The 17,510-nt window shown below is 56.9% G+C and carries 13 protein-coding genes; 8 read left to right on the plus strand and 5 right to left on the minus strand.

Going from position 1 to position 17,510, the window contains the following annotated elements; all coding sequences use genetic code 11:
- Positions 1-4: 4 nt before the first annotated feature.
- The 5 genes from FE795_RS16725 to FE795_RS16745 form a co-directional block, all read right to left on the minus strand.
- Positions 5-619, minus strand: coding sequence for a response regulator transcription factor (locus tag FE795_RS16725; RefSeq protein WP_003802989.1), 615 nt, complete (start codon positions 617-619; stop codon positions 5-7).
- A gap of 108 nt (positions 620-727) precedes the next feature.
- A complete protein-coding gene (locus FE795_RS16730) occupies positions 728-2,014 on the minus strand; it encodes an HlyD family type I secretion periplasmic adaptor subunit (protein ID WP_230406343.1) in 1,287 nt (428 codons plus the stop codon).
- A gap of 71 nt (positions 2,015-2,085) precedes the next feature.
- Positions 2,086-4,269, minus strand: coding sequence for a type I secretion system permease/ATPase (locus FE795_RS16735; protein ID WP_100214874.1), 2,184 nt, complete (start codon positions 4,267-4,269; stop codon positions 2,086-2,088).
- A complete protein-coding gene (locus FE795_RS16740; RefSeq protein ID WP_003802992.1) occupies positions 4,253-4,474 on the minus strand; it encodes a hypothetical protein in 222 nt (73 codons plus the stop codon). The genes FE795_RS16735 and FE795_RS16740 overlap by 17 nt, the downstream gene beginning before the upstream one ends.
- Before the next feature lie 41 nt (positions 4,475-4,515).
- Positions 4,516-6,057 carry a TolC family outer membrane protein gene (locus tag FE795_RS16745; protein WP_080584989.1) on the minus strand — a complete coding sequence of 514 codons (1,542 nt, stop codon included), beginning with the start codon at positions 6,055-6,057 and terminating at the stop codon, positions 4,516-4,518.
- 825 nt (positions 6,058-6,882) lie between these two features.
- Between FE795_RS16745 and FE795_RS16750 the strand changes: the two genes are divergently transcribed.
- From FE795_RS16750 to FE795_RS16785, 8 genes are all read left to right on the plus strand, one after another.
- The gene (locus FE795_RS16750; protein ID WP_059318604.1) at positions 6,883-8,310 is read left to right on the plus strand and encodes an NAD-dependent succinate-semialdehyde dehydrogenase; all 1,428 of its coding nucleotides are present in this window, start codon (positions 6,883-6,885) and stop codon (positions 8,308-8,310) included.
- Between the two features lie 106 nt (positions 8,311-8,416).
- Entirely contained in the window at positions 8,417-9,070 is a 654-nt protein-coding gene (locus tag FE795_RS16755) for a TetR/AcrR family transcriptional regulator (RefSeq protein WP_003802995.1), read from the plus strand.
- A gap of 270 nt (positions 9,071-9,340) precedes the next feature.
- Positions 9,341-11,686, plus strand: a complete 2,346-nt coding sequence (locus FE795_RS16760; RefSeq protein WP_219235353.1) for an acyl-CoA dehydrogenase — start codon at positions 9,341-9,343, stop codon at positions 11,684-11,686.
- Positions 11,683-12,978 (plus strand): acetyl-CoA C-acetyltransferase, encoded by a 1,296-nt coding sequence (locus tag FE795_RS16765; protein WP_003802997.1) that lies wholly within the window; start codon positions 11,683-11,685, stop codon positions 12,976-12,978. The genes FE795_RS16760 and FE795_RS16765 overlap by 4 nt, the downstream gene beginning before the upstream one ends.
- Complete coding sequence (locus FE795_RS16770) at positions 12,975-14,918, plus strand: 3-hydroxyacyl-CoA dehydrogenase NAD-binding domain-containing protein (protein WP_131071092.1); 1,944 nt, start codon at positions 12,975-12,977, stop codon at positions 14,916-14,918. Before FE795_RS16765 ends, FE795_RS16770 begins: the two co-directional genes overlap by 4 nt.
- Before the next feature lie 125 nt (positions 14,919-15,043).
- A complete protein-coding gene (locus FE795_RS16775) occupies positions 15,044-16,369 on the plus strand; it encodes an OmpP1/FadL family transporter (RefSeq protein ID WP_003802999.1) in 1,326 nt (441 codons plus the stop codon).
- Positions 16,370-16,378: 9 nt separating this feature from the next.
- Positions 16,379-16,897 (plus strand): DUF4442 domain-containing protein, encoded by a 519-nt coding sequence (locus tag FE795_RS16780; protein WP_003803000.1) that lies wholly within the window; start codon positions 16,379-16,381, stop codon positions 16,895-16,897.
- Positions 16,898-16,916: 19 nt separating this feature from the next.
- Complete coding sequence (locus tag FE795_RS16785; protein WP_003803002.1) at positions 16,917-17,489, plus strand: chalcone isomerase family protein; 573 nt, start codon at positions 16,917-16,919, stop codon at positions 17,487-17,489.
- Positions 17,490-17,510: the final 21 nt, after the last annotated feature.

Genomic DNA, 17,510 nt, shown 5'->3' on the forward strand with positions numbered 1-17,510 from the left:
CTTGTTAGGCTATGCCGTGTACTTTTAGCGCCAACATCAAACGATCTGTTACATTTAGTTTTTCGAAAACAGCCTGAAGGTGGGCACGAACCGTCCTTTCAGTGATACCCAGATCATCTGCAATCAATTGATTGGAATGGCCCAGAGAGGCACGTTGCGCAACCTCGATTTCCCGACTGGTCAGCGAGCTTTCCCAGCCCGACTTGGGTTCCAGACGGCGGGTCACGTCACTGAGCAAACGGCTCAACAGCGACTCGCCCACCCAGACCTGACCGCTTGCAACATGATCCAAAGCCTGAATCAGTAAAGGCGACGAGCTGTAAGCGTGAATATAGCCACGAGCGCCCTGAGCCAGAACGGCCTGACCTTCGGTATCCGAAGGACGGGGGCTGGCGACAATAATTTTCATGCCCTGCACCGCCTGAGCCCATTGTGGATGGTTCCACAATGCCAAGGCGCTATCGACCACCACCAGATCTCGATGCTGTTGTTTCCAACGCAACAAATCGTCCATCCCGTGTCCTCTGGCAGGCAGCCAGGTGACGGAATCCAGATGACGCCAATGCTGCCACAACGCCTCATCGGCCGTCAGAAATAAAACCGAATTTACTTGTCGCATACCGCTTTTCCCTTACTGGTAACACGAGCTATAAGCCATCAGCTCTTGGTCTGACTCGGGTGTTACACCTCTATCGTCAGCGCTACTCCCCCAACGGACCAATCGGCCTTAACGCTCCCTGAATGCGTTGGATCTGGCCCTGAGAATAGGTTTGAGTAAGTACTGCATAACGGTCCGCTTACCCGTCAGAATGTGCACTTCGGCCACCATGCCAGGCAGGATCGGACGGTTATCGTCACCGACATACACCGTGTCAGTACGTACTTTAGCTATATAAAATGAATTGCCTTTTTCATCGGTAATGGTGTCAGCACTGGTCTGCTCCAGCACGCCGGGCAGCCCGCCGTAAATGGCAAAGTCATAGGCAGTGAACTTCACTTCGGCACTTTGACCAGCGTGCAAAAACCCGATATCGCGTGGGTTGATGCGCACTTCCAGCAACAAGGTGTCATCGGTAGGCACGATCTCCAGGATGTCCTTGCCAGGTTGAACCACTCCACCTACGGTATTGGCCGACAAGGTTTTGATGGTGCCACGCACGGGCGAACGCACTTCAGCCAGTCGTACCCGATCGGCCAAGGCACGTTGGCCCTGTTCCAAAGAAGCCAGCTTGGCGCGTGTTTCCGCCAGCTCGGTACGAGCCTGATTGCGGAACGTAATTTCCACCTCACCGATCCGGTTTTGAGCTTCCTGAATCGAAGCCTGAATACGACTGATCTGAGCCGTGGCCGCTTTTTGCTCACCACAGTAACGAGCCACATCGCGCTGCAGGCGCAGCAAATCCACCTCGGACACCGCTCCGCTTTTGAGCAAAGGACGGGTCATTTGCAACTCTTGCGAGGTCAAACCGCAACTGGACGCCGCCTGATCACGATTAGCTTGTGTTTCGCGCAATTCCTGCTGGCGCTGATTCAACTGTTCCTGAGCCACGGAAATATTGGAACGCAGCTCCTCAGTGCGAGCCAGCCAGACGCGGCGCTCCCCTTCGGCCAGATCCGGGGCCTTTTCCAGAACTTCGGCAGGCATGTCCAGGGGCTGGTCGGCGGCAATGGCTTCCAAACGAGCCGCCTTGGCCTTCAAGGACAAGGATTCTGCTTCGTTCTCCCCCAACGAGGAGGAGGCGCGCGTGGGGTCAATACGCAACAGCACCTCACCGGCTTCCACAGACTGGCCGGGGCGCACCAGAATTTCTTCTACTACCCCGCCATCCAGACTCTGCACGACCTGAACCTGGCGAGACGGGACCACTTTACCCTCACCACGTACCACTTCATCAATACTGGCCAGACTTGCCCAGACGATCAGCAAGCAGATGGCCAGCAAAGTCAGCCAGATCAGCAGCGTGGAACCTCTGACGTCCTGGTATCGGGCGGTCCATGATGCATTTTTGAGCATATTGCTGCCCGGCGGCGGCGAAGTGGTATCTTGAAGCTGCGCACGCACCCAATTGATCAGGTTCTGTATCTTCATGCTGCACTCCGGGCCTTGCCAATCTGCCCGCTACGCAAAGCGGCAATAACCTGATCTTTAGGGCCATCCGCCACAATGCGCCCCATATCCATCACGATCAGTCGATCGACCAATTCCAGCAACGCTGTGCGGTGTGTCACCAGCACTACGGTCTTGCCTTCACATTCTTTCTGCAAGCTGCGACGCAGGGCAGATTCGCTCTGGTTATCCATATTGCTGCTGGGCTCATCGAGCAGCAATATGGACGGGTTGCCGATCAAGGCACGGGCCACGGCAATGGCCTGACGCTGGCCCCCAGACAGGGAATCACCCCGCTCGCCAATCATCATGTCGTATCCATCGGGATGGAGTCGGGCGAAATCATCTACCCCTGCCTGGCGGGCGGCCGCCAGCATCTGATCATCGGTCGCGTAAGGAGTACCCATCATCAGATTGTGTTTGAGGCTGCCGTAAAACAGCATGGGGTCCTGCGAGACATAACCCATGGAGCGACGTACGTCTGCCGGGTCGATCTGCTGGCTATCGATACCATCCAGCACCACAGTCCCGCCCGTAGGCTTGTACAAGCCCAGAATCAGCTTGGACAAGGTGGTTTTACCGGAGCCGATGCGACCAATAATGCCGACCTTCTCGCCCGCCTTCAAAGAGAAGCTGACTTTATCAAGCACGTTCTGGCTTGCACCCGGATACGCAAAACTGACGCTACGAAACTCGATGGAACCTTCCAGGTAAGGCCGCGGCACAAAATGTCTATCTTCCGGATGCTCGATGGGCATCGTCATGTAGGTATCCACCGACCCCAATGACGTTCGGGCATTCTGGTATTGCATCATCAGGCCGGCGACCTGCCCCAAGGGCGCAAGGCAGCGTCCCGCAATCATGGACGCAGCAATGATGCCCCCCATGGACAATTTCGTCTCCTGAACCAGATACACACCAATAATGACCACGCTGATAGTGACCATTTGCTGCAGCATCTGTACCGTGTTGACGGTCAAGGTCGAGGTCATCTTGATGCGTGCACCCTGTCGCGCCAGATACTCGGTGGACTGTTCCCAATCGCGCTGGGCATTGCTTTGCGCGTTCAGAACCTTCAGAGTTTCCATACCGGCCAGGGATTCGATGAGGCCGGCGTTACGCTGGGCAGCTGCCTGAAAGGTTTGCTTGGTCAGACGTTCCATACGCGCCTGAGCAAACCAGGAGATGCCCAAGATGACCACAATGGCCACCACGGGCGGGATCAGCATCCAAGGCGAAATCCAGGCCAGCACCGCCAAAAACAGCAGCACAAACGGCAAGTCGACCAGCGTGGTCAGACTGGCCGAAGCGATAAAGTCGCGCACTGATTCAAAAGAGCGCAGATTGGCCGCGAAAGAGCCTACCGACGGCGGCCGGTTTTCCATCCGCAAGTCCAGCACCCGCTCCATAATCCGCGCGGACAGCTGGATGTCCACCCGTTTACTCGCGACATCGACCACGTAGGCACGCACTGTACTGAGCACCATGTTCATGATCAGCACCAGTCCGATCCCGATCGACAGCACCCACAAGGTTTCAAGCGCCTTGTTGGGAACCACCCGGTCGTACACGTTCATGGTGTAGAGCGGAAGGGCCAAGGCAAACAGATTGATCAACAAGGCAGCGCCAAGCGCATCGCGATACAGTCGCCAGTTCTGCACCACGGCGGTCCAGAACCAGTGCTTGCCCTTCATAGGAGCTACACCATCCTTGGCACGCGCCTCAACCCGGAAATCGGGTTTGACAACGACCAACAGCCCGGAATACTGCGCTTGCAGATCATCCAGGCTGATTTCGCTGGGGCTCCCGCTTTCGGGGAAATGAACGTGCGCACGGCCTTCTTCCAGCCCCAGCAAGACACATGCCCGGTTGTTCTTCAACAACAAAATGACCGGGAACAAGCTGGCGTCCAGCTCGGTAAATACCCGGCGCCAGATCCGCGCCGTGCAATGACCGCGTGCCGCCGCCCGATTCAACAGTGCAGGCGTCAAGCGCCCCCGCTGCAAAGGCAAGCCCGCAGACAAGTGCTGGGGCGTGCAGGGATTACCGTGTATACGGGTAATCTCCGCCAGGCAGGTTAGAAGAGGATCATCATGAGTCAGATGAGGCGGGACACTGAATTCCCCGCTTGTTGGTGCCGTGCTATCAGATGAGTGGTTCATCGTCATTAATCAAATCCAACGAATCCCGCAGGCGCTGGCGGGTCAGTTTGCGCTCATTCAACTTGGCCAAAGCCTGGGGAGGCAGATCAGTCATGCGAAGCACACCGTTTGCAACCAGTGCGTCAATCAAATCTTCCAGTACCCGGATAAAACTCGCATCCGAGGCCGAAAGCTCTTGTTTGTAATCGTCTTCGTTCTGACTCATCCATGCCTCCTTTTTCTATCTAGTACGCCATCAGGCAGATATTAAAGTCCGGCTGCCTTCTCGCGCAGGACAGGCGGGGCCATGCCGTCGCGATAATCAACAGAGACTGGCGTCAGGTTAGACGTATCTGGAACCGGTGTCATACATGCCTTGAACGCTTCTTCAGGAAAATCGAGCTTGGCCGCTTCTTCAGGTTGTTCCGAGTAGGGCTGGGACAGGCCTACGGACGACACCAGGCGGTGCGACAAAGTCAACCAACGGTATTCAGCTTGCTGGAGATCGTAAGTGGCATTGGCCAGCGCGCGACGGGCATCAAACAGCTCGTTTTCCGTATCCAGCAAGTCCAGCAAAGAGCGTTGACCAATCTGGAACTGCTGCATATAGGCAACTCGCACCTTGGAGGTCGCCAGTTCGTGCTGCTTCAGGAAAGGCAACTGGGCACGCAGACGCTCGATATTGTTCCAAGCCACTGCCAGATCCTGCTGTACGTTGCGGCAGGTGTAGTCGCGCACATCGCGGGCAGCATACTGTTGAGCCGTGGTTTGACGGATGCGGGCGGCATCAGCACCACCTCGGAACAGGTTGTACGACAGCATCAACTGCACATTGCTGCTTTGTGAATCACGGTAGGCAGATGCACCTGGGGGGTCAGTCTTGTCTTTACCAGTGGCAGCGCGCAACTCCAGCGTTGGCGACAGACGACCTTGGGCTACATGCTTGCCCGACTCGGCGGCCTGGTACAAAGCTTGTTTAGCCAGAATTACCGGGCTGGTACGCAAAGAAGGCAGGAAGTCCACGGTCTTGGCAGGGATGGACTCGCTCAGGCTGGGTGCGGCCTGCAATACTTCCGGCGCAGGCACGCCCACAATACGGCGGTAACGCTGCAACACGTCATTCAGATTGCCCGCTTCGGTCATCATATTGCTTTGGGCCAGGGCTTGGCGACCATAGGCCTGTTCCAGATCCACACCACGGCCTACGCCCGATTCGGAACGCTCCTGAATCTGGCTCAGAATGTTCAGGTGCATGCCATAGTTTTCACGGGCAAGCTTTTCCATTTCGCGGTAACGCAACACATCAATGTGCGCATTGGCCGCTTCCAGGGCCAGCGAATCTACCGACGCCAGCAACTCATAGTAAGTAGCCAGTTTTTCGTAGCCCAATTGACGCACTTGATTGATCGAGGAGAAACCATCAAAGATCAATTGACGCAATTGCAGGCTGTAGCCATTACGGGTCCAGTTGACCGATGGCGCACTCGATGTACCACCCCGCCATTCTTTACCGACCCAGCCCTGAGCATTGATTTCGGGCATCAAGGCACCCCGGCCCACATTCTGGCCTTCCAGCGCCGACTGGAAATCCTGAAAGCGAGCGCCAAGTTCAGGGTTGGACATAATTGCCCGCTCAATACTGTCCTTGAAGCTCAAGCTGTTTTCCTGCTGGGCAAGCGCTGGCTGCGCCAGTAGTAACGCTGTCAGCAGCGAACTTACCGTTAGAGTTTTCTTACCACGCACGTCGGCCTCCGTAAGATCCTGAGCCGCGTCCGCAACAGACGTCCTCGCGTCAGCGTTGCAACGCATGGCCGGATCATATTTAAGTACAAAAATGAAAGAAGAGTGGGATCGGTGTGCCACTTAAGATAAGCGAAAGGAACACCACCCGAGGGCCCAACACCTATGTATTGCACATAGGATTTACATCTAAGGCTGGCAAACCTGACGCCAGCCGCAGCAGTATGTTCATAATGGACCGGGGCAAGACAAGGCGGAGCTACAGGCTTCTGACCTGTATTCTTGGAGCATAACCTTGTGTCTATTTGTGACTTTTCGTGTAGAGAAAGGTGAAACTCTCTACGTCGATCACAGGACAAATTGTATCTTAAATTACAAAGCTCTTCGTCGATCACAATGTTAAAAATGATAAATAGCCTGTGACAAAATCAGCAATAACGCCATGAAATTAAACGACTCCAAGATATTAGGCGCTTAACGACAAACCATTGTGTCATAAGTCACGCTCAGCACCGTTGGTAATAATCTACAAAAAACTTTCACCTTAATAAGCATTTGGGTTACATCGTCTGCCGATCTAAATCTCATCTGTCGGTAAAAGGAATTTACGGGGCCAACATATAACTTTCTTTATTGTCGACAATAACTCACTTGTAACCGTTTCCCATTGCAGTTTGGTTTCTTTTTACTTCCTTGTACAAGGAATTGAAAAAAATACTTGTAATCAAAAACTTATAGCAATCGCGCGTTCCCCCCTGTGCCAGGCCCCTTTGGTCGCTTCTTAGAACCATCGCTTACCAGTTGTCCACTCCCTGGCGCTTGTCCCACCTCTGCCTGCCCGATACCATCGGAAGATACGTATTCAGTGAGCAACACTCAACTTGGAGGCCGCACATGTATCAACACCTGGCCCTGTATATCAATGGTCAATTTCTGGATGGACAAGGTCGCCAGACCCAGGCCGTCATCAACCCGGCCAACGGCAGCACGCTAGGCCAACTGCCGCTGGCGTCACAGGCCGATCTGGATGCCGCACTGAGCGCCGCCCAAGCCGCATTCAAAAGCTGGCGTCACAGTTCCCCGATGGACCGCAGTGCCATCTTGCGCAAGGTGGCGGAACTGTCCCGTGAACGCGCGCAGGAGATTGGCCGCAATTTGACGCTGGATCAAGGCAAGCCTTTGGCCGAGGCCGTCGGCGAGATCATGTCCTGCGCCGACCATGCGGATTGGCACGCCGAAGAGTGCCGCCGGATTTATGGTCGCGTCATCCCTGCCCGCAATCCAAAAGTGCAGCAACTGGTGCTGCGCGAGCCTATCGGTGTCTGCGCTGCGTTCACACCCTGGAACTTCCCCTATAACCAGGCCATTCGGAAAATCTGCGCCGCCATCGGAGCGGGCTGCACCATTATTCTGAAAGGCCCGGAGGACTCCCCCAGCGCAGTCATGGCCATTGCCCAGGCCTTTCACGATGCGGGCTTGCCACCGGGCGTATTGAATATTGTCTGGGGCATTCCACAAGAGGTCTCGGATTATCTGATCCGCTCCCCCATCGTGCGTAAAGTCTCGTTTACCGGCTCAGTCCCCGTTGGCAAGCAGTTGGCAGCGCTGGCCGGCGCTCATATGAAACGCATCACCATGGAACTGGGAGGGCACTCGCCCGTTCTGGTCCTGCCCGATGCCGATGTCGCCCGCGCTGCTCGTCAGCTCGCCCGGTTCAAAATACGCAATGCCGGGCAGGTGTGCATTTCACCCACACGCTTTTATATTCACGACGACATCTATACCCAGTTCGTGGACCGCTTTACCGAAGAATTGGCGAATGTGAAGGTGGGAGACGGCCTGGACCCGGATACACAGATGGGCCCCTTGGCCCACGAACGCCGTATTCCCATGATGCAAAAGTTTGTCGACAACGCCCGTTCGCTGGGCGGCAAAGTCGTGCTGGGAGGCGAGCAGATCAAACGCGACGGTTTCTTTTTCTCGCCTACGGTACTGACCGACTTACCTGACGATGCACTGGTCATGACCGAAGAGCCCTTCGGCCCCATCGCCCCCCTGACCCGCTATCATGATCTGGACGATGCCATCGCCCGCGCCAACAGCCTGCCTTACGGTTTATCGGCCTACGCCTTTACGCAATCCTTACAGGCTGCGCATCGCTTGGGCACAGAACTGGAATCGGGTATGGTCAACATCAATCACTTTGGCAGCTCTTTGCCAGAAACCCCCTTCGGAGGAGTCAAAGACAGTGGCATTGGCAGTGAAGGCGGGACTGAAACCTTTGACGGATACTTAGTCACCAAATTTGTGACTCAGATCTAAGAATGGCTCCTGGCCCCGCTTTACGGGGCTAGGGTGAACCCCTACTGTACTAATTGTGTATTCCCGTTAAATTATTCAAACACTCGTTTGAAATTAGGAAATAACGGTGAAACGCTCTGATCGGACACAGTCCGCCATTCTCGACGCAGCCGAGCATCTTTTCGCGCTGTATGGCCACGAAAACACCTCCATGCGCCAGATTACAGCGCAGGCCAAGGTGAACCTGTCGGCTGTCAATTATCACTTCGGCAGTAAAGACGGACTGACACAGGCTGTATTTCAACGCCGCCTGAACAGCATCAATCAAGAGCGGCTGGAAAAGCTGGCTTTTTATCGCCAGCAAGCCGGTGATGGACCGTTGAAAGCATCTCAGGTGGTCGATGCCTTTTTTGGCCCGCTGATACGTCTAGCCGGTTCAGGCAAGGGCGCTCCACGCTCGTTCATTCCTTTGCCCGGACAGGATCGTCCAGCGCCACAAGACTTTATTCAGTCCATCTGCTGGGACGAACAAGTCGCCATCTTTCTTCCTTTCAAGCAGGCTTTGCACGAGGCGCTGCCCACCGTACCGGAAGAAGAAATCATCTGGCGATTCCATTTCATGCTGGGCGCTACTTCGTATGCCCTGATGGGCACCCAATCATTGCGTCGGGCCTTGCAATTGCCCCTTAACGACTCTCCTGAAAGTGAGCAGCAATTGCAACAGCGTCTGATGAGTTTTCTGCTGGGTGGATTACGGGCCCCTTTGCCGGCCAGCAGCTGATCTGCGAGGTCCTGGCAGTCGGGCTGCACCGAGGCGAACCGTACTGTTAGGGAACGACAAGCCTCAGGTAAGCATGAAGGTGTTTTTACCGCTGAGCCGTCCCGAGGGACAAAACGCCCCCCAAGGGGGCAACAAGCCAGCGGCGCAGCATGGGGGTAATTTTCCTACCGCCAAGCCGTCCCACGGTACAAAGCGCCCCCTCAGGGGGCAGCACGCTGAAGGGGCTGCATGGGGGCATTCTTTTTCTTTTTGAGCTAGTCCGGAGTTGCTATGTTTCTGACCTTGCTATTGATACTGCTGGTGCTTGGCTGCATCTACGTTCTCAAAAACCGGAATCTACGCACTAAGTGGCTCAGTCGCCCAATTTACCGTGCCTTTTCCAGTGTTTTGCCCGCCATGTCCCAAACTGAGCGCGATGCGCTGGAGGCAGGGACAGTCTGGTGGGAAAGTGAGCTGTTTCGTGGAAAACCCAACTGGAATACCTTGAGCGCTTACCCCGCCTATCGGCTCACCGAGGAAGAGCGTCAGTTTCTGGACAATGAAGTCAATGTGGCCTGCGCCATGATTGATGACTGGCAAGTCAGCCAGGAAGACTTCGACATGCCCGTCGAAGTCTGGAACTACCTGAAAGAAAACCGCTTTTTCAGTCTGATTATTCCCAAGGAATACGGTGGTCGCGGTTTCTCGGCACAGGCGCACTCGGCCGTGGTGGCCAAGCTCTCGACACGCAACTCGGCCCTGTCCGTGTCGGTCATGGTGCCCAACTCACTAGGCCCGGCCGAGCTGCTACTGCATTACGGCACCGATGAGCAAAAGCAACACTATCTGCCCCGTCTGGCTGATGGCCGTGACATCCCCGCTTTCGCCCTGACCAGCCCATGGGCCGGTTCCGATGCGGCGGCCATTCCCGATGTAGGGATTGTCTGCAAAGGCGAATGGGAAGGTCAGGAAGTACTGGGCATGCGCGTCACCTGGGACAAGCGCTACATCACTCTGGCCCCGGTATGCACCTTGCTGGGACTGGCCTTTCGCCTCTATGACCCGGACGGCTTGCTCGGGGGAGAGAAAGACATTGGCATCACCTGCGCCCTGGTCCCCAGCGATCACCCAGGGGTAGAGACCGGTCGTCGTCACTTCCCTTTGAACGCCATGTTCATGAATGGCCCGACCCGCGGTAACGATGTCTTCATGCCACTGGAATTCATTATTGGTGGCCCTGCCATGGCCGGGCAAGGCTGGCGCATGCTGATGGAGTGTCTGGCGGCAGGGCGCTCCATCTCCTTGCCCTCCTCGTTTACCGGCATGGCCAAGTTAACCAGCCGCGCGGTAGGCGGGTATTCCGCCGTACGCACCCAGTTTCGCAGCGCCATCAGCAAGTTTGAAGGTGTGGAAGAAGCGCTGGCTCGCATTGCTGGCCACACCTATGCCATGGATGCCGCCCGCACCATGACAGCCGCGGCGGTGGACCTGGGCGAAAAGCCATCCGTCGTCTCAGCCATCGTCAAATACCATGTGACCGAGCGGGGCCGCATGGTGGTTAACGACGGGATGGATGTGATCGGCGGCAAAGGCATTTGCCTGGGCCCCTCCAATTTCCTGGGTCGCGCCTACCAACAAATACCAGTCGGCATCACGGTAGAAGGCGCCAATATTCTGACGCGCAGCCTGATTATTTTTGGTCAGGGCGCGATCCGTTGCCATCCTTTCATTCTGGAAGAAATGACTGCTGCGCTGGACCCGGATCGTGAAGCTGGACTGCGCAAGTTTGACCAAGCCTTCTGGGCTCACGTTCGTTACACTCTGGCCAACACGGGCCGTTCTTTCTGGCTAGGCCTGGGTGGCTGGCGTTTGCTAAGTGGCCCCACGGGCACAGCCAAGTCCATGCATCCCTACTACGGTCAGGCCAGCCGTTACAGCGCAGCCTTTTCCTTGTTGGCCGATGCTTCCATGCTGGTGCTGGGCGGCTCTCTGAAAATGCGCGAGCGCCTCTCCTCTCGTCTGGGAGATGCACTGTCCGAACTCTATATGCTCAGCGCGGTCCTCAAGCGTTACCAGGACGAAGGCCGTCAACAAGAAGATGCGCCTTTAGCTCACTGGGCGGCCCAGGATGCCTTGATGCGCACACAGCATGCCCTGGACAAGGTGCTGGAAAACTTTCCGAACCGACCTTTGGCTGGCCTGCTGCGCCTGCTGGTCTTTCCGCTAGGCCTGCGCCGCCTGGGGCCCAATGACAAGCTGGATCATGCCGTCGCCAAACTGTTGACCCGACCCGGCCCCACTCGTGACCGCCTGACCTACGACACCTATCTGCCCAACGATGACAAGGAGCCCGTGGGCGCTATCGAAGCGGCATTGCTGGCGGCTCTGAATACTCGCGATATTGACGCGAAAATCCGTCAGTTCGAAAAGAGCGGTCAGTTGCAGGACAACCCCAAGGCCAACGTACGTGATATAGCCGAAGCGGTCTTCCAGGCAGGCGGAATCAGCGCTCAAGAGTTCGAGCAAATTCAGGCGCGCGATGTCCTGCGCGACCGAGTGATCGCCGTGGACGATTTCCCTTTCGATCTGCGCCGGGAACGCGCCGCCACTGAAACCACCAGTGGGAGCCAAGCATGAGTTTTCAACCGGTCTATATTATTGACGGCGCACGCAGCCCGTTTCTGAAAGCGCGTAACGCGCCCGGCCCGTTCTCAGCGGGAGACCTGGCGGTACAAACCGGCCGCGAGCTTTTGCTACGCCAACCCTTTGAGGCGTCGCAGCTCAGCGAAGTCATTCTGGGTTGCGCGGCTCCGTCGCCCGATGAAACCAATATTGGCCGGGTGCTGGGTCTGCGTCTGGGCACCGGCCACAAAGTGCCGGGCTGGACCGTGATGCGCAACTGCGCTTCGGGCATGCAAGCGCTCGATTCAGGTGTGCAGGCCATCCAAACCGGTCGCTCGCAACTGGTACTGGCCGGCGGCGTAGATGCCCTGTCTCACGCCCCCATCCTGTTCAGCGACGATATGGTTCGCTGGCTGGCAGGCTGGGGCAAAGCTCGCAGCATGGGCGCACGTCTGAAAGCACTGGGCAGCCTGCGGCTGTCTTACCTGAAACCCGTCATCGGATTGCTCAAGGGGCTGACAGACCCCGTAGTCGGCTTATCCATGGGGCAGACCGCAGAAATTCTGGCCCATCAATTTGGCATCAGCCGTCAGGACATGGACGAATTTGCCGCTCGCAGCCATCGTCTGGCTCTGCGTGCGCAACACGAACACGCGTTTGAAGAAATCGTGCCGCTCAGCGATACGCGCGGCAACAGCTACCCGAACGATGATGGCGTACGTGCGGACTCCACACCTGACAAGCTGGCCAAGCTGCGTCCGGTCTTTGACCCGCCCTGGGGCAACATCACAGCGGGCAACAGCTCACAGGTCACCGATGGCGCTGCGTTGTTGATTCTGGCCAGCGAGACAGCCGTCAAAGAGCACCAGCTCAAACCGATAGGCCGAATTGTGGATGCCCAGTGGGCGGGACTGGACCCGGCCACCATGGGTTTGGGGCCGGTATTTGCGGCCACACCGATTCTGGAACGCAATCGTTTGGCCTTGAATGGCCCGGACTTGTGGGAAATCAACGAAGCCTTTGCGGCGCAAGTGCTGGCATGTCGCGCTGCATGGGACGATCAGCAATGGTGCCAGACGCATCTGGGACGTGATGCCCTGGGCTTGCTGGACATGGACAAGCTCAACGTGGACGGTGGCGCAATTGCGATCGGCCACCCGGTGGGCGCCTCTGGCGCCCGAATCGTACTGCATTGCCTGCATGCCCTGCGTCGTCGCAACTTGCGTCTGGGCATGGCCGCCATTTGTATTGGCGGTGGCCAGGGCGGCGCCATGTTGATCGAATCGCTGCAAGGAACTGAATCATGATGCCTGTCGCTACCTTGGATTTGCAAAACTTCACCCTGCATACGGACGATCAGCACATTGCCTGGCTGAAAATCGACTGTGTGGGCAGTTCGGTCAATCGACTCTCTGCACTCGTGTTGCAAGAACTGAATCAGGCCCTGGATTACCTGAGCGGCCATCCCCCAAAAGCGTTGATCATTTACTCAGGCAAAGCCGCCGGATTTATCGCGGGGGCTGATATCGACGAGTTTTCCGAACACGGCAACAATCCTGAAAAGGGTCTGGCATTGGTCACGCGCGGCTGGACGGTGTTCAACAAACTGGCCAAGCAAACCTATCCGACCCTGGCACTGGTACAAGGCCACTGCCTGGGCGGGGGACTGGAGCTGGCCCTGGCGTGTCGCTATTGCCTGGCCGTGGATCAGGACGACACGCGCCTGGCTCTGCCCGAAGTCATGCTGGGTATCTTCCCAGGCTGGGGAGGAATGTTGCGCCTGCCTGAATACATCGGCCCGGCTGCCGCCATGGACCTGATGCTCAGTGGCAAAAGCGTCGATGCGCGCAAGGCAGCCCGTATGGGCATCGTCGATGCCTGCGTCCCGGTGCGTCTGGCCCGGCAAGCGGCCGTCAAGCAGGTTCTCAGCGGTAAAAAACCTCGTCGTGCCCAGGGCTTGCCCCGTCTGATGAACAGCAAGCTGCTACGTCCCCTGGTGGCTCGCCAGGTACGCCAGCAACTGGAAAAACGTGATCCGTATCAACACTATCAAGCCCCTCGCGCCATTTTGGAAATTTGGGAGAAACACAATGGCAACGCGCTGAAAGCACCCGAGCTGATTGAACAGATCACCCGCTCTGACACCGCAGCCAACCTGCTGCGTGTCTTTCACCTGCAGGAGCGGCTAAAGAGCATCGGAAAACACGCCTCATCACAAGTGCTCAGTCATATTCATGTCGTAGGTGCGGGCGTCATGGGCGGCGATATTGCTGCAGTATGTGCTCTCAAAGGCCTGCGAGTGACCTTGCAGGATCAGGACCGAGAGCGGATCGCACAGGCTCAGGGGCGGGCCGCCAAGTTGTTCCAGCGCCGTCTGAAAGACCGCAGGCTGGTGCAGGCGGCGCTGGATCGTTTGATCCCGGACCCGAACGGTCATGGCATCGCTTCAGCGGATCTGGTGCTCGAGGCAATCTTCGAGAACGCCGACGCCAAGCGCAGCCTGTACACCACGATAGAGCCGTTGTTGAAGCCGGGGGCCATTCTGGCGACCAATACCTCCAGTTTGCCTTTGTCCGAGCTCAGCCTGAATCTGATCAATCCGCAGCGACTGGTGGGCATTCACTTCTTTAACCCGGTCTCTCGCATGCCGTTGGTTGAGGTCGTGGAAAGCGAATTGCTCGCACCTGACGTACGCAGCACCGCCTACGCCTTTGTGAACCAGATCGGCAAGTTGCCTTTGCCCGTCAAAGACAGCCCGGGGTTTTTAGTCAATGCCGTCTTGGCGCCCTACATGCTCGAGGCCATGCGCTGTGTGGACGAAGGACTGGAGCCGGCCACCGTGGACAAAGCCATGGTCCAGTTCGGCATGCCGATGGGACCACTTGAACTGGCCGACACGGTAGGTCTGGACATTGCCCGGGATGCCGGTGCGCAACTTAGCCAGCAGGCCGTCATGCCCGCCTGCCTGAAAAGCCATTTGGATCGCCAGGAGCTGGGTCGTAAAACGGGCCAGGGTTTCTATACCTGGAAAGATGGCAAAGCCCAGAAGCCACCCGCAGGAACGATACCCAGCGGTCTGGCAGATCGCCTGATCAAGCCCCTGATCGAACAGACGGAGCACCAGGTGCGCATCGGGGTGGTGCAAAACGAAGATCTGGCCGATGCAGGCGTCATTTTCGGTACAGGCTTTGCCCCCTTCCGGGGAGGGCCGCTGCATTACAAAGCAACACAAAAACAACGCAATTAGCTCGAATTGGCACAAATACCTATACGCCGATTGGCCTAGGTCATGCACCATAGAAAACAAACAGGTGTTTTAAAACTTGTCATAAGCCTCTGTCAGACGTCGCACCTATACCTTGGAGAAGAGACATGAAAAAGACGGTTGTAGCTTTGCGTACCATTCCTGCCTTGCTCATTCCTCTGGGAATGAGCGTGGGCATGGGCCAGGCCCATGCGGCTGGTTTCAACTTGCTCGAACAAAATGCGAGCGGCCTGGGCAATGCCTACGCAGGCTCGGCTGCCATTGGTGAAAATGCCAGCACGATCTACTTCAACCCGGCTGGCATGACCCTGCTGCCCGACAACAACTTCTCGGCCGGCTTGAATGTCATCAAACCCACGTTCAAATTCTCCGATAAAGGCAGTACCGATCCCCTGGCCCTGACTGGTGGCGCCAGCCGTCCGGCAACCGGCGGCTCGGGCGGCGATGCAGGTAAAGTAGCGGCAGTTCCCAATATTTATCTGTCTCACCAGCTCTCGCCCAAATGGTGGGTGGGTCTGGGGATTGGTGTACCGTTTGGTCTGACTACCGAATACGATGAAGGCTGGATTGGTCGTTATCACTCCGAAAAATTCGCCATTGAAACCGTCAACGTCAACCCTTCGGTGGCCTACAAGGTCAACGACCAATTGTCGTTCGGTGTGGGGGTGAACTGGCTGCACATTGACGCGGACTACCGCCTGGCCACGCCGGTCGGCTACCATCCTGCACTGGGCCCCCTGGATATGGACACCCGCGTCAAGATGAAGGGCGACGCATGGGGTTGGAACGCCGGCTTACTCTATCAACTGACCCCCAGCACACGTTTGGGCGTGTCCTACCGCTCCCAGATTAAGATCACGGCTGATGGTGACACCAAGCTGCGCAATCGCAATGTCCCCGCCGGCATTCCTGCACCCAATATCAACTGGGATGCCGAAGCCACCATCAAGCTGCCTGACACTGCCATTGTCAGTCTGGTACACGACCTGAACTCGCGCTGGCAATTGTTGGCCGACGTATCCTGGACCGGCTGGAGCAGCATTCCGCGCCTGACTATCGAAAACAGCGGCCCCGGCGCCCGGGATTCCGGTCTGGAACTGAAATTCAAGGACGCCTGGCGCGTCGCCCTGGGCGCCAATTACCATTACAACGAGCAATGGACCCTCAAAGGGGGGGTGGCCTGGGACCAATCGCCAGTACGTGATGAAAACTACCGCCCCACTGCGTTGCCTGACAGCGATCGTTACTGGGTGTCTCTGGGTGCGCAATACCGCCCCAGCAAAAACGCCACCTGGGATATCGGCTACACCCACTTGTTCCTGAAAAATACAGATATGAACAACAACACCGATGTCGTCAATCGCGGCCTGACTCGCGGTACCTATAAAAACAGTGGCGACATTCTGGGCGTGCAGTTCACCTACCGCTTCTAAGGATGCACCATGGCCCGCAGTCGCCGCATGGAGCTGCTCGCACGCCTGCCTCCCACCTGGCGTGCCCGCTTTTTGCAGCTGGGCTTTAACTGGCACCCCGCCTTCCGGGCAACCGGGGGGCGGGTCCATAAAGTTTCCCCAAACCTGCAGCACATCGTCGTACGCCTGCCATTGCGTCGACGCACCCGCAATATCAATGGCTCCTTATTTGGCGGTTCCCTGTTTGCCATCACGGACGGCGTACACGCCACCATGCTGCTGGCCGGCCTGCAACGCCCTGTGATCGTGTGGGACAAAAATGCAGAGATCCAGTATCGCCGTCCCGGTTATCAGACTCTGTATGCCGATTTTCAAATCCGTCCGGAAGAACTGGACGCAATACGAGGACAGCTAGACCAGTATCACGAGGCTGAAGCCACCTTCACCGTACACATCCAGGACCCGCAAGGACAGGTCTACACCACGGTGGAACGCACCATCTACATTGCCGACGCCCACTTTTACAAGCAGAAATCACAATCACGCTAATTTGCAGGAGGACCGCTTCATGTTTACCCCCCGCTGTGCCGCCCTGATTTTAAGTCTGTCCCTTGGGCTACCCGCCGTTCAGGCGGCCACCGTCGCGCAGGTCTCCGTGCCTGATGCCGTCATGGTGGACCAACAAAGCCTGACACTCAATGGGGCAGGCCTGCGCAAGAAAGTTGTTTTTGATGTGTACGTCGCCGCCTTGTATACCGCCTCCCCGTCGCAGGATGCCCAAGCCATCATCCAGTCCCCCGGGCCGCATCAGGTTCGCTTGGTTCTCAAACGCGATCTGGATGCCCAAACCCTGATCGATGCACTGAAAGAAGGCATTCACAACAACCTAACCGATCCTGAAAAACAGGACCTGGACCCGGTCCTTAAACAGTTTGAGGATCTGATGCGCCAGGTGGGGCAAGCCAAAGAGGGCGATATCGTGATTCTGGACATGAACTCCCCCCAGGTCAGAATCCTGTTTAACGACAAAATGCTGGGCGAGCTCTCTCACCCGGGGCTGACCCCTGCCTTGTTGAAAATCTGGTTAGGCAAGAAACCTGCCCAAGAATCGCTCAAAAAGGCCCTGCTGGGATTGTCTTGAACCTACACGCCTCGGAGCGCT

This window comes from Alcaligenes ammonioxydans (genome assembly GCF_019343455.1).
Taxonomy (GTDB): Bacteria; Pseudomonadota; Gammaproteobacteria; order Burkholderiales; family Burkholderiaceae_B; genus Alcaligenes; species Alcaligenes ammonioxydans.